Origin of the sequence: Paludisphaera soli (assembly GCF_011064595.1) — a bacterium.
Classification (GTDB): Bacteria; Planctomycetota; Planctomycetia; order Isosphaerales; family Isosphaeraceae; genus Paludisphaera; species Paludisphaera soli.
This window is the reverse complement of record NZ_JAALJI010000038.1, coordinates 1-13,440: the sequence shown is the minus strand read 5'-3', so window position 1 is coordinate 13,440 and position 13,440 is coordinate 1. Positions and strand designations below refer to the sequence as shown.

Here is a 13,440-nt window from a genome sequence, read left to right as displayed (position 1 = left end):
GGTTTCCGCCCGTTCGATCGTCATGACGAAGTGAGCACCATGAAACGCTCCCCGACGGATCGCTTCCCGCTCTCGCTCTCCCTGTCGCACGCGCTCTCGCACCGCACCCGGCGCGGCCGACGGAATCTCGGCCTGCTCGCGACGGCCGTCGCGGTCGCCCTGACGGCGTTCGCCCTGTCCGCCCCGCTCCGGTCCCCCGTCCGGGACCTCCCCTACGGCCAGTTCCGCAAACGCCTGGCCGAGGGGGGCGTGGCGTCGGCCCGCGTCGGCCCGACGTCGATCGAGGGCCGCCTGGCCCCGGCCTCGCCGGGGGCCGCCCCCGCGCTCTACCGGGTCTCGCGGCTCGGCATGGAGCACGACGAGGACCTGATCCGCCTGCTGGAGGCCCACGTCCCCGGCGGCGACTACGACGCCGAATCGGCCCCGTCGCCGGCCTGGGCGATGGCCCTCCCCACGGCGATGTTCCTGATGATGGTCGCGGTTTTAACCCTGGTGGTCGCCCGCTCCGGCGGGGTGGGCTCGCCGCTCGCCTTCGGCAAGGGCAAGGCCCGGGTCTACGGGGCCGACGAGGCCCGCGTCACCTTCGAGAGCGTCGCCGGCCACGACGAGGTCGTCGCCGAGCTTCGCGAGGTCGTCGACTTCCTCCGCACCCCGGGCAAGTTCCAGTCGCTGGGGGGGCGGATCCCCAAGGGCGTGCTGCTCGTCGGCGCCCCCGGCACCGGCAAGACCCTGCTCGCCCGCGCCGTGGCCGGCGAGGCCGGCGTCCCCTTCTTCTCGCTCTCCGGCTCGGACTTCGTCGAGCTGTTCGTCGGCGTGGGCGCGGCGCGGGTCCGCGGCCTCTTCGCCAGGGCCCAGGCCAAGGCCCCGTCGCTCATCTTCATCGACGAACTGGACGCCATCGGCAAGGCCCGGGGGACGGGGGGCTCCGGCGGCCACGACGAGCGCGACCAGACGCTCAACCAGCTCCTCGTCGAGATGGACGGCTTCGACGCCGACCGGGGGGTGATCCTCCTGGCCGCCACGAACCGCCCCGAGACCCTCGACCCGGCGCTCGTCCGCCCCGGCCGGTTCGACCGCCAGGTCGTCGTCGACCGCCCGGACCTCGTCGGCCGCGAGCAGATCCTCAAGGTCCACTCGCGCGTCGTCCCCCTGGCCGACGACCTGAGCCTCCGGCAGATCGCCGCGATGACCCCGGGGTTCGTCGGCGCCGACCTGGCGAACCTGGTGAACGAGGCCGCGCTGCTGGCGGCCCGACGCGGCAAGGACCACGTCGGCCGGCCCGAATTCGAGGAGGGCATCGAGCGGCTGATCGCCGGCCCCGAGAAGCGCCAGCGGCTCCTCCGCCCGGACGAGAAGGCCCGGATCGCCTACCACGAGGCCGGCCACGCCCTGGTGGCCCGGAGCCTGCCCCAGACCGACCCGGTGCACAAGGTCTCGATCGTCGGCCGCGGCGCGGCGGCGCTGGGCTACACGCTCTACCGCCCCGAGGACGACCGCTTCCTGCACACGAAGACCGCCCTGGAGAACGCGATCTGCGGCCTGCTGGGGGGGACGCTCGCCGAGGAGATCGCGCTGGGGGAGGCGTCCGACGGCTGCACCAGCGACCTGAGCCGGGCGACCGAGATCGCCTCGCGGATGGTCCTGGACTTCGGCATGAGCCCCGTCCTGGGGCGGCTCCGCTACGGCGGCGACCGCGACGCCGCACGCCCCGGCGGCCCCTCGGCCGCGCGCGGCTACAGCGAGCGCACCGCCCGCGAGATCGACCTGGAAGTCCGCCGGATCGTCGACGAGGCGATGGCCAAGGCCCGGGGGATCCTGGAAGCCCGCCGCGACGCCCTCGACCGCCTGGCCGCCCGGCTCATCGAGCGCGAGACCCTCAACGCCGACGATCTCGACGAACTCCTCGCCGACTGACCGCCGCGCCTCGGCCCCTCGCCGGCGCCAGACGGGTTACGCGGACCGCGGCGGTCCGGTAGAATCGTGCGGACGACGGAGGCGGCGGTCGCGCCGCGGTCGCGAATCGGGCTTGGAGCGCATCCTATGGCAGTTCAGGGCGGCGGCCCTCCCGTGATCGGCGTCGATCTGGGCGGGACGAAAATCATGGCCGGGGTCGTCGCCGACGACAACCGGATCCTCGGCCGGGGCAAGCGCAACACGCCGGCCAAGGAGGGGGGCCCGGCCATCCTGAAGACGATGCTGGAATGCGTCGACGAGGCCCTGGACCAGGCCGGCCTCCGGCGCGGCGATCTGGCCGCGGGGGGGATCGGCTCGCCCGGCCCGCTCGACGTGGACGCCGGCGTGATCCTCTTCAGCGCCAACCTGAACGTCAAGAACTACCCGATCGGCCCCGAGCTGGCGGCCGCCCTCGGGGTGCCGGTCCGGGTCCAGAACGACGTCCGCGTCGGCGGCTACGGCGAGTTCATGCTGGGCGCCGCCCGGGGCTACGGCGACGTGATCGCGGCGTTCGTCGGCACCGGGATCGGCGGCTGCCTGATCCAGAACGGCCGGATCGTGGCCGGCTCGACGAACAACGCCGGCGAGATCGGCCACATCGTCGTCAAGGCGGGGGGCGCCCGCTGCGGCTGCGGCTCGAAGGGCTGCATGGAGGCCTTCGCCAGCAAGACCGCCCTGTCGAACCGCCTGGTCAAGGCCGCCAAGAAGCGGTCGTGCCCGCTGGGCGAGAAGATCCTCCGCAAGGGGCGGCTCAAGAGCGGCGACCTGGCGCAGGCCGTCCGCGACAAGGACGAGGTCGCCATCCGCGAGGTCGAGCGCGCGGCGTTCTACCTGGGCCTGGGCCTCGGCGGCCTGGTCAACGTCTTCGGCCCGCAGATCGTCGTCATCGGCGGCGGCATGGCCCTGGCGCTCGGCCAGCCGTTCCTGGACATGATCGCCGCGTCGGCCCGCCAGCAGATCATCACCGACCCGAACAAGACCATCAAGTTCGCCCTGGCCGCCCTGGGGGACGACGCCGGCGTCCTGGGCGCCTCGCTCTTCGCCCGCGAGATGCTCGCCCAGGGCTGAGGCCTTCGTTCAGTTCACTTCGAGGCCACTTCCCCGGCGGCGTCGCGGTCGAGGCCGCGGAGCCAGCCGAGGATGTCGCGCTGCTGGTCGGCGGTGAGCAGGCTGTTCATCGCCGGCATCTTGCGACGGCCCTCGCGGACGACCTTGTGGTAATCCTCGCCGTGGGTCAGCACGGCGCGGTCGACGAGCGCCGGGCCGAGTTCGGTCCCGAGCGCCGCCGGGCCGTGGCAGCTCGCGCAGACGACCAGGTAGAGCTTGCCGCCGCTCGCGAGGTCGGCCCCGGCGGAGCCCTCGGCGGGGTCGCCGGGGATCTCGTGGGTCGGCACGTCGGCCAGGTGGGCGCGGCCCGGCGGCGGGACGGGCGTCGCCTCGCCGAAGTGCCGCGTCAGGTACTCCTCGACGGGCCGGCGGTCGGCCTCGGGGAGCACGGCGCCCCAGCCCAGCATCTTGTCGATCTCGGACTTCCACTGAGCGGCGGTCAGCCGCTGGCCGGTGAACATGCCTTCCTCGTGGCAGACCAGGCAGTTGTCCGTGAGGGCCCGCTTCGCCATCACGTCGCGGTAGGCGGCCTCGTCGTCGTCGTCGTCGTCGGCGTCCTCGGACGCTGGCGCGGCCGCTTCGGCCTTGGCCTGCGCGGCAGCCCGGGCCGCCTCGAGATGGGCGCGTTCCGCGGCCGCTTCGGCGAGGGCGCGTCGCTGCTGGAGGCGTTGGCCGACCATGAGGCCCGCGACCGCGATCGCCGCCAGCGTCACCAAGATCAAGAGTGTTTTCATCAATTTATGCTCGCGAGACGACGCAGGGGACGCGGTCGTAGCCGTTCCAGAGGTAGCCGCTCTTGTTCCAGGGGGGGACTTCGGGCTGGACCTGGCTCTTCGAGTCGGTGGCGCGGGCCTGGAGCGTGTAGCTCCCGGCGGCGGGGGGCGTCCAGGCGATCTTGAAGCGTCGCCAGCTCCCCTGGCGGGGCTCGTCCAGCAGCTCGGCCTCGCGCCAGGTCGGATCCTCGACGGTGGAGACCTCGACCTTCACGACGTGGCCCTCGCCGGTCCAGGCGACGCCGCGGACCTCGATCGGCCCGAGCGGGGCCGTCGCGCCGAGGTCGGGCGACGTGATGAGCGACTTGACGTTCATCCACTCGACCGGGACGAGCGACTTGGGGTCGGGCGTCTGGCCGGGCGGGACCGGCTCGCGCGGGATGCGGTAGCCGGTCTGCATGTAAAAGGTCTGCGCCTCCTCGGCGGAGACGACGATCCGGCGGACCCACTTGATCCAGGCGTTGCCCCCCCAGCCGGGCACGACCAGCCGGGCCGGGCCGCCGTGGAGCACGGGCAGGGGCTCGCCGTTCATCTTCAGGGCGATCAGCACGTCGTCGGCCTGCGCGCGGGCCAGCGGGATGCTGCGGATGAACGGGGGCGCCTTGGTGGTCGGCGGGACGTCGCCGCCGATGAAGTGGAGGTGGGCCGCCTCGGGCTTCACGCCGGCCTTCTCCAGCAGGGCCGCGAGCCGCACGCCCGACCACTCCGCGTGGCCGACCGCGCCGCGCTCCCAGACCAGGCCCGGCATCCGGGGCCGGAACAGCCCCCGGCCGTTGCCGGCGCACTGGAGGACGGCCGGGACCGTCGTCGGTTCCATCGCCCCCAGTTCGGCCAGGCTCAACTTGAGGGGCCGATCGACGAGGCCCTCCACGACGACCTCCCACGGCCTCAGCCCCACCGCCGGCGCGCCGTGGTGGCTGCGGACGAAGAAAGCGTCGTTCGGGGTCAGGAACGAGTCGAGCGCGGCCGAGGGCGATTCCAGGTTGAGCGGCCGCTCGGTGCGCACGATCATGCGACGGTCCGCGCCGTCGGACGCCTCGTCGGCCCTCGCCAGGCCCCACGCACCGCGCCCGAGGCCGCCCAGGCCGATCAAACCGCCCCCGAGGCCCGCGAGAAACCCGCGACGATCCGACGCGAACCTATCGGGCCGATGTTCAAGATCCGAAGCCATCGTCCAGCGCTCTCCCGTCGTGCGAACCCCGGGGTCCCGACCTGCGTCCAAAGTATGCAGAAGTGCCCGTTACCTGTCCAGGAACATCAGGCCGCGCCGGCCCTCGTACCGATGCACGGGCCGTCATGCGAGGGCGGGGCGGGAAGGCTGGAATCGCTGATTCGCCCGCGTATTCGGTCTAATTGCGAGAACCTGCCTCTGCCGGTCCTCGTAAGGTGAGTAGAGGGGGCAAGGTCGGTCCTGGTTTTGCTCTATACTGGAGATGTCGAGAACGAGCCGTCAGGAAGAGGTCGTTCAGGGACGTCACATCCAGCCCGCTCGCGGCTCGTACTCGCTCGGTCCCGTCTCCCGGCGTTCGATCTGAGGTGGCCACCGACACCATTCTACGGGTTGCGCACGATGAAAAAAATCCGTCGCAAGCGCCAGCACGCCCTCTTCGCCCGTCTCGGCCGTCATCTGGAGATCTGTCTCGACTCGCTCAAGCCCCGGCGGATGCGGACGCGCTCGGCGCGTTACGCGGCGGCCCTGGCCGAGTCGCTGGGCCTGATCGATCGCCCCAAGTGCTGTTCCTGGTGCCGTCGCCGCCAGCGCCTGCAACGCCACCATTGGGACTACGAGGAGCCGTTGAACGTGACGTTCCTCTGCCCGGACTGCCACGCGATCGCCGACGGCATGGTGCTTCATCAGGCGATCGCCTGAGCGACGTCCCGTCATGAGATCGGCCCGCGCGACTCCTTGAGCCCCTGTCGCGCGGGGCCTCATGCGCTCTTCGCGGCGGGCTCCTCGGGGGGGCGGCCCCAGGGGAAGCGGACCTGGAAGACGGACCCCTGGCCGGGGGTCGACGTCCACGACAGGGCGCCGCCGGCGCGTTCCACGATCCGGGCGGCGCGGGGGAGGCCGAGGCCGAGCCCGCGACCGGCCTGACGGCCGCAGAAGAAGGGGTCGAACAGGTGGACGGCCTCGGCGTCGCCCACACCCTTGCCGGAGTCCGCGACCCGGAGGCGAAGCTCGCGGCCCTGGCGGCCGGCGCGGAGCTGGATCGACCCGCCCGCGGGCGCGGCGACGGCCTGGATGGCGTTCCGCAGGAGGGACTCGGCCACGTGGCGGAGGTCTTCCGGGTCCATCCAGGCCTGGAGTTCGGGCTCGTCGAACGACCCTTCCAGGCGGATGCCGCGGGACTCGCATTCGGCCTCGAAGTCGGCCAGGCACGCGCGGAGGACCTCGGCCGGCCGGCAGAGCCGGGGCCGGGGCTCGCTCGGCCGGGCGATGAACATCAGGTCGCGGAGGATCCGGTGGGTGCGCCGGGCCTGGCCGAGGATGATCCCCAGCGAGCGCGCGGCGTCGGGGTCGGCGGCCTGGGCCATGAGGAGTTGCGACCGGCCGACGATCACGGCCAGCGGGTTGTTCAGCTCGTGGCCGGCGCCGGCGGCGAACTCCGCCAGGGCCTCGAGCTTCGCGGCCTGGATGCGTCCCCGTTCGGCGCGGGCGGACGCCCGGCAGCCCTCGACCGCCGCGCGGAGGCGGCGTTCCAGCAGGTCGCGGTCGGCGACGCGGGCGGCCCAGGCCTTCCAGGCGTCGACCACCCGGGTCGGTCGGAGCCGATCGCGGAGGGCGTCGACGTCGCCGTCGAGCCAGAGCTGGACCTCGCCGACGACCTCGCCGGACGCCTCCAGGGGGATCGTCCACGAGGCCCCCCGGCGCGACGGATCCGTGGCTTCGGGCTCGGCCTCGAGCTCGAGGGGGTCGGCGGCCTGGGCCGGATCGGCGGGGGGCCCGCGCCAGACGACGCGGGCGGCGTTGACCTCGGGCTCGCCGCACCACATCCGGCCGGCGCGAAGGCTCCAGCCCTCGGGGTCCTCGTCGCTCGCCGAGTCGGCGATCGCCTCGATCAGCCGGCGCTGGCTGGCCTCGGTTCGGGAAAGCTCGGCGAGTCGGAGTCTCAGCCGGGCGTTCTCGCGGGTCATCCGCTCCTCGTGGGGCGTGGCGTCGTCGGCGGCGAACGCGGAGCCGCAGCGCGACTGGACCTCGGCGACGAGGATGCGGAGGTGGGGCTCGGTGGGCATCCCCGGTTCGCGTCCCTCGGGCGGGTCGAGCGCCCAGGGGGTGGCCTCGGCGCGGCGGACGGCCTCGCGGACCAGGGCCAGGCGATGCGGCTCGCGGGCGGCGGCGTCGAGGGCCGCGTCGTCCTCGCCGTGGAGCCAGGCGGCGTCGACCACCAGGGGCTCGCACCCCCAGCGTTCGGCGATCCGGCGGCCGACGTCGCGCAGGTCGGCGCCCAGGTCGACAGCCTCGCGGCGGCGGCGGGCGTCGCGGTCGGGCTCGGCCATCCAGCGGGCCAGCCAGTCGGGGTCGACCGCGGCGACGGCCCAGCGGCCCAGCCCGTGCAGGAGCCCCGCACGGATCAGGCCGGCGGGGTCGCGGTCGTCGTGCTCGCGGGCCAGGTTGCGGCAGGCGAGGGCCGTGGCCGCGGCGTGCCTCCAAAGCCGCTGCAACGCCTCGGCGGCCGGGCCGACGGCGAGCGTCGACGGCCACCACGCGGAGTCGGCCGCTCGGGCGAGGACCCGGCCCCGCCTCGCCGGCGAACTCTCGGCGAGCTGCCAGCCCGGGTCGACGTCCAGGAGCGCCCGCGAGGCGCGGTCGACGGCCGCCTCGTCGTCGCCTTCGGGCTCGGCCGCCAGCGCGGCCATCACGGCGCGGACCGACTGGGGGCGCACCGGCAGGTGCGTCAGCCCGTTCAGGCGGCTGAGCAGGGGCTCACCCGGCGGCTTTCGTCCCGTTTGGAACCGCACGACGATCGGGCTCCTTCCCGACCCCATTCTCGCCCTCCGCCCCGTCCTCGGATGGGTCGGGGTCGGACGACGAACGACCCGCGCTCAGGCGTTGGGGCTGGTCTCCATATCCAGGTGTCGGCAGATCCGGGCGATAAGTTGATCGATATCCAGCGGCTTGTGCAGGAAATCGTCCGCGCCCGAGGTCTTCAGGTCGGCGATCTTGTCTTCCTCGACCATCCCGGAGATGCAGATGATCTTGATGTCGGAGATGCTCGGGTCCTGGCGGATCAGCTCGCAGACCGCCTGGCCGTTGATGTCCGGCAGCATCACGTCGAGGATGATGAGGTCCGGGTGGTACTCCTTGGCCAGCATCCCCGCGCCGAAGCCGTTGTTCACGGCCTTGTGCTCGAACCGGCCGTCGGCGTCCAGGACCTCGGCCACCAGGTCGACGACCGCCTGATCGTCGTCGACGATCAGGATCCGCCGGCGACCGCTCTCCAGCGCGTCGGTCGGGATCCCGTTGTCCTTCATGAAGCGATAGAGCGCCTCGCGAGGGATCCGCCGGAACCGCGAGCCGGGCACGCGGAATCCCTTGAGCTGGCCCGAGTCGAAGCAACGGATGATGGTCTGCTGGCTGACCTTGCAGATCTTCGCGGCTTCGCCCGTCGTGTAAACGGTCTTCATGGTTGGTTGAGTCCCGATTATCCAATCGGGGTCGAGTCGGACCCGCATCACGCCTCTTCGGCGACCCTGTGCGATCCCGACGCCCGCCCCGTTCGGCCTCCTTGCGAAACGTCCCTGTCACGTCCCCGAAATCGTTGCGGCGGCGATCCTGCGTCCCGAGCCCGTTAACGCCCCTGATGAGAGCCTAAGCGTTAAAATCTGCGAAGCCTATAAAAATTACCGAAATTGCCGATTTAGCCAATTGTAAAATCTCGGCTTCGATTGTCAATCCAGGAGGAGCCGGGCCCAGAGCCCCCGTCCCTCCCCAACTCCGGCACCGTCCGTGAGAACTCCGACCCTCCTCGCCCGATTTCGCCCCTTCATGGGAAGATGAGGGGAGAGGGTGGAGGCTGCGGTCTTGGGTTTCGGAAGATCGGCAAGGAACGTCAGGCCGCCCAGCAAATACCGGATGCGGGTTTCTGTCAATCTCGGTTGCCTTCCGCGACTGGGTACGGAAGGGTGGCGATCAAGGTCTGCGAAGGGAGACGGGGCCTCGCGGTTTCCGGGCTCGGGGCAAGCTCAGCGGATGGATTCGTCCGCGGCGGTCGCGGGGTTGCGGCGACGTAGGTGGACGAGCAACGTGGCGAGGTCGGCCGGATTCAGGCCGCTGATGCGTCCCGCCTGGCCCAGCGATCGCGGCCGCACCCGCGCGAGCTTCTCGCGGGCCTCGGCCCGGAGCTGGGCGACGGCGGCGTAGTCCAGGTCGGCGGGGATCGTCTTGTCCTCCAGCCGCTTGAATCGCTCGATCTGCTCGACCTGGCGGCCGACGTAGCCGTCGTATTTCGCCTCGACCGTCACCTGGGCGACGACGTCGGCGGGGTAGCCCGCCTCGGCCAGCTCGGGGTCCAGGGCGACGAGGTCGTCCCAGGTCGTCTCGTGGCGGCGGAGGACCTGGAAGAGGGCCGTCCCGCCGCGACGGGTCGCGTTGAGCCGTTGGCGAAGGCCGTCGATGGCGTCGCGGCGGGCCTCGAAGCGGGCCCAGCGGGCGTCGTCGACCAGCCCCGCGCGACGGCCCGACTCGGTCAGGCGGAGGTCGGCGTTGTCGTGGCGGAGGAGCAGCCGATACTCGGCGCGGCTGGTGAACATCCGGTAAGGTTCGTCCACCCCCCGGGTCACGAGGTCGTCGATCAGGACGCCGATGTACGACGAGGAGCGGTCCGGCAAGAACGGCGGCTCCCCCTTCACGCCGAGCGCCGCGTTGACCCCGGCGACCAGCCCTTGCGCGGCGGCCTCCTCGTAGCCGGTCGTCCCGTTGATCTGGCCGGCGAAGAAGAGGCCGGGGACGGCCTTGGTCTCCAGAGTCGCCCCGAGCTGCTCCGGCGGCGCGAAGTCGTACTCCACGGCGTAGCCGTGGCGCATGATCTCGGCGTGTTCCAGGCCGGGGATCAGCGGGATGATCGCCTCCTGCACGTCGCGCGGGAGGCTGGTGGAGATGCCGTTGCAGTAGTACTCCAGCGTGTCGCGGCCCTCGGGCTCCAGGAAGATCTGGTGCGAGTCGCGGTCGGCGAAGCGGACCACCTTGTCCTCGATCGACGGGCAGTAGCGCGGGCCGGTGGACTGGATCTGCCCCGAGTACATCGGCGCGCGGTCCAGGTTCGCCCGGATGAGGTCGTGCACGGCCGGCGTGGTGGCGGTGATGTGGCAGGGGATCTGGGCCTGCACGATCCGGTCGGTGAGGAACGAGAAAGCGACGGGCTCAGCGTCGCCGGGCTGGACCTGCAGCCGGTCGAAGTCGATGGTCCGGCCGTTGAGCCGGGGGGGGGTGCCGGTCTTGAACCGTCGCAGCTCGAAGCCGAGTTCCCGGAGGCTCCCGGAGAGTCCCATCGCCGCCGCGTCCCCCCCGCGGCCGCCGGGGGTCTTGACCTCGCCGGTGTGCATCAGGGCCTGGAGGAACGTGCCGGTGGTCAGGATGACGGCCTTCGCCCGGTAGTCGGCCCCCCCCCGGCATCGGACCCCGGCGATCCGGCCCGACTCGACGACCAGGCCCTCGACCATCTCCTGGCGGAGGGTGAGGTTGGCCTGGCGCTCGACGGTAAGCTTGGCGAGGAGCTGGTACGCCTTCTTGTCGCACTGGGCGCGGGGGCTGTGCATGGCCGGCCCCTTGCCGCGGTTGAGGAGCCGGAACTGGATCGCGGAGGCGTCGGTGAGGACGCCCATCGCGCCGCCGAGGGCGTCGACCTCGCGGACGATCTGCCCCTTGGCGACGCCGCCGATCGCCGGGTTGCAGCTCATCTGGCCGACGGTGTCGCAGTTCATCGTCAAGACGGCCGTGCGCAGGCCCATCCGCGCCGGGGCCAGGGCGGCCTCGACGCCGGCGTGCCCGGCGCCGACGACGATCACGTCGAACTCGTAAGGGTGACGGCGGACGGCCATGGGGGCGGATCTCGGATGCGGACGCGCGGCGCGGGGATCGGGAACGAATTTCATCTTAGCCGCCGACTCGCGATCGACGCCAGAGACGCGGCCGGGCGCGGCTTGCACCGCCTCGCGACGCGCGGCTAAGGTGGAGGGCGACCGCGAGACGCGGCCGTCGAACCCCCGGATTTCACGAGCGAGAGAACGAACCATGGCCGAGACGCGCAAGGGCGAAGTGACCTTCAAGGGGAACCCGATCGAGCTGGCGGGCCCGAAGCTCAAGGCCGGCGACGCCGCGCCCGACTTCAAGGCGGTGGGCGCCGGCCTGGCGTTCGTCACGCTGGCCGAGACCGCCGGCAAGCCCCGGCTGTTCAACGTCGTCCCCTCGCTCGACACCCCGGTCTGCAACAAGCAGACGAAGCACTTCGCCGAGGTGCTCAAGGAGCTGGGCGACAAGGTGGCCGCCTACACCGTCAGCACGGACCTGCCTTTCGCCCAGGCCCGGTTCTGCACCGAGGCCCAGATCGACAATATCGCCAACCTCTCGGACGCCCACGACCATAGCTTCGGCGAGCACTACGGCGTGCTGATCCAGGGCCTCCCCGTGCCGCTGCTGGCCCGCTCGGTCTTCGTCGTCGACGCCTCCAACAAGATCACCTACGTCGAGATCGTCCCCGAGATCGCCCAGGAGCCCGACTACGAGCCGGCCCTCCAGGCCCTCAAGGCCGCCGCCGGCGCCTGAGCATCCCTTCCCCCCTGCTGGGGCAAGGTGGCCCGCAGGGCCGGATGAGGGGGACAATCAAGGCGGACGAGCAGGCAAAGCAACGTCTTTCGACGTGTTCATGTCTTCCCCCCTGGCGGGGGAAGACAGACCGCGGAGCGGCCAGATGAGGGGGGGGACGCGCGCGGGGAGCTTCGGATTTCAAAGCTCGGCCCGCACAGCCGTCGGCCCCGGGAAGACCTTGCTGCGACTCCGGCGGCCTTCTCGCTCGTCCCCCCCTCATCCGGCCTTCGGCCACCTTCCCCCGCCAGGGGGGAAGGATTTTGGAGATCGAGACCCCTCGTCCCGGAGGCGCCCGGCCTTGTCACCCGACACCGAGGATCGCGACGAGCCCCAGCCCGAGGCCGAGGTCCCCTACGCCACCGCGCCGACCGACGCCGAGCCCGAGGCGGTCCCGCCGGCCGACTACGCCGAAGTCGAGGCCGCCCTGGCCGCCGAGGCCGAGCCGGTCCCCGTCGACGCCGGGTTGGAGCCGGAGTCCGGGCCCGAGGAGCCCACGGCCCTTGAGCCGTCGATCGCCGACGAGATCCGCGAGGCCGTCGCCCGACTCGGCGATCAACTGGGCCGGAAGCTCGACGGGCTCCAGTCCCAGTTCGACCGCGAGGTCCGCGCCGAGGCCAATCGCGAGCGGATCGTCGACCGGCTCCACGCCGAGCTGCAGGAGTACAAGCAGGACGTCCTGCTGAAGATGCAGCGGCCGATCTTCGTCGACCTGATCCAGCTCCACGACGACGTCGGCAAGATGGCCGCGGCAGTCGCCCCCGACGCCGACGAGTTCCGCGGCACCCTGGCCTCGATCCAGACGGCCCTCGAAGACGTCCTCTACCGCCAGGGCGTCGAGCCCTTCCGCGCCGACGGCGACGCCTTCGACCCCCGCCGCCAGCGCGCCGTCGCCACCGTGCCCACCGCCGACCCGGCACTCGCCAAGACCCTCGCCGCCCGCATCCGCCCCGGCTTCCAGTCCGGCGACAAGGTCATCCGCCCCGAGGTGGTGTCGGTCTACACGCTGCAGAAGGCGGAGTAGCATCTCAAAAGGTGCGGTCCGCCGGAGAACGCTGCGATCACGGATCATCGACCGTATCACCGACGCCGGCGGGAGGGGAGCGATGGTCGACGGTGCATCCTGGGCGAGGTCGCTTGCCGTCCCGCTGATTGCCGCCGCGCTCGTCGGATGCTGGCGAGCCCCGCAGGCCGTCAAGCCGGCCGCACCGCCGGATTGGCCCGCCACACTCCCCCTGTTTCGGCCCGCCGCCTCGCCGCGCGAGGATGCGGAGGCCGTCGTCCGCGCGAACAACTCGTTCGCGCTCGACCTCTTCCACAGGTTGCGGGCTCGTCCCGGCAACTTGCTGGCCTCGCCCGCTTGCCTGTCGGCCGGGCTCGCCCTCGTCTACGTCGGCGCGCGGGGGGAGACGGCCCGGCAGATCGCCCGTGTGCTGCACAAGCCGGATGGTCTCCCAGATGACGACCGCGCCTACGCGGGCCTGGTTCGCGACCTCAATGATGACGCGGAGGACCATTCGTATCAGATCCGCACGGCGAACTCCGTGTGGGTCCAGGAAAGCTATCCCCTGCTCGACACCTACCGAGCGACCCTCCGCAATGGATTCGCCCTCGACCCTCAAACCGTCGATTTCTCCGGCCGCCCCGGCGAGGCGTGCCGCGTCATCAACGATTGGACCGCCTCGCGGACGGGCGGGAAGATCGTCGGCATGCTGCGAGCCGCCGACCTGCCGGCCCGGACGCGGATGGTCCTGACCACCGGCCTCTATCTCCGGGCCAACTGGTTCAAACGGTTTCTCCGAGAAC

11 protein-coding genes are annotated in these 13,440 nt (G+C 71.8%); 6 read left to right on the top strand and 5 right to left on the bottom strand.

Features of this window, described 5'->3' with window-relative positions; genetic code table 11:
• The first annotated feature begins 39 nt into the window (after positions 1 to 39).
• Both ftsH and G6O68_RS28775 read left to right on the top strand, forming a co-directional pair.
• The gene (ftsH, locus tag G6O68_RS28780) at positions 40 to 1,914 is read left to right on the top strand and encodes an ATP-dependent zinc metalloprotease FtsH (RefSeq protein ID WP_165252685.1); all 1,875 of its coding nucleotides are present in this window, start codon (positions 40 to 42) and stop codon (positions 1,912 to 1,914) included.
• Positions 1,915 to 2,040: 126 nt separating this feature from the next.
• A complete protein-coding gene (locus G6O68_RS28775; protein WP_165252682.1) occupies positions 2,041 to 3,021 on the top strand; it encodes an ROK family protein in 981 nt (326 codons plus the stop codon).
• A gap of 14 nt (positions 3,022 to 3,035) precedes the next feature.
• Here G6O68_RS28775 and G6O68_RS28770 read toward each other — a convergent pair whose 3' ends face one another.
• Complete coding sequence (locus G6O68_RS28770; protein WP_165252680.1) at positions 3,036 to 3,794, bottom strand: c-type cytochrome; 759 nt, start codon at positions 3,792 to 3,794, stop codon at positions 3,036 to 3,038.
• A gap of 4 nt (positions 3,795 to 3,798) precedes the next feature.
• A complete protein-coding gene (locus G6O68_RS28765; RefSeq protein WP_165252678.1) occupies positions 3,799 to 4,845 on the bottom strand; it encodes a sulfite oxidase in 1,047 nt (348 codons plus the stop codon).
• A 558-nt stretch (positions 4,846 to 5,403) separates the two neighbouring features.
• Here G6O68_RS28765 and G6O68_RS28760 point away from each other — a divergent pair.
• Positions 5,404 to 5,703, top strand: coding sequence for a hypothetical protein (locus G6O68_RS28760; RefSeq protein ID WP_165252676.1), 300 nt, complete (start codon positions 5,404 to 5,406; stop codon positions 5,701 to 5,703).
• A gap of 59 nt (positions 5,704 to 5,762) precedes the next feature.
• On the opposite strand, the gene G6O68_RS28755 is transcribed toward G6O68_RS28760, so the two are convergent.
• From G6O68_RS28755 to mnmG, 3 genes are all read right to left on the bottom strand, one after another.
• Entirely contained in the window at positions 5,763 to 7,793 is a 2,031-nt protein-coding gene (locus tag G6O68_RS28755) for an ATP-binding protein (protein ID WP_165252674.1), read from the bottom strand.
• A gap of 84 nt (positions 7,794 to 7,877) precedes the next feature.
• Positions 7,878 to 8,459, bottom strand: coding sequence for a response regulator (locus G6O68_RS28750; RefSeq protein ID WP_165252672.1), 582 nt, complete (start codon positions 8,457 to 8,459; stop codon positions 7,878 to 7,880).
• 558 nt (positions 8,460 to 9,017) lie between these two features.
• A complete protein-coding gene (gene mnmG / locus G6O68_RS28745; RefSeq protein ID WP_165252670.1) occupies positions 9,018 to 10,871 on the bottom strand; it encodes a tRNA uridine-5-carboxymethylaminomethyl(34) synthesis enzyme MnmG in 1,854 nt (617 codons plus the stop codon).
• A gap of 193 nt (positions 10,872 to 11,064) precedes the next feature.
• Between mnmG and tpx the strand changes: the two genes are divergently transcribed.
• The 3 genes from tpx to G6O68_RS28730 form a co-directional block, all read left to right on the top strand.
• Positions 11,065 to 11,595 carry a thiol peroxidase gene (tpx, locus tag G6O68_RS28740; RefSeq protein ID WP_165252668.1) on the top strand — a complete coding sequence of 177 codons (531 nt, stop codon included), beginning with the start codon at positions 11,065 to 11,067 and terminating at the stop codon, positions 11,593 to 11,595.
• A gap of 340 nt (positions 11,596 to 11,935) precedes the next feature.
• Positions 11,936 to 12,658, top strand: coding sequence for a nucleotide exchange factor GrpE (locus G6O68_RS28735; RefSeq protein ID WP_165252665.1), 723 nt, complete (start codon positions 11,936 to 11,938; stop codon positions 12,656 to 12,658).
• A gap of 82 nt (positions 12,659 to 12,740) precedes the next feature.
• A partial coding sequence (locus G6O68_RS28730) for a serpin family protein (protein ID WP_165252663.1) occupies positions 12,741 to 13,440 on the top strand: 700 nt, incomplete at its 3' end.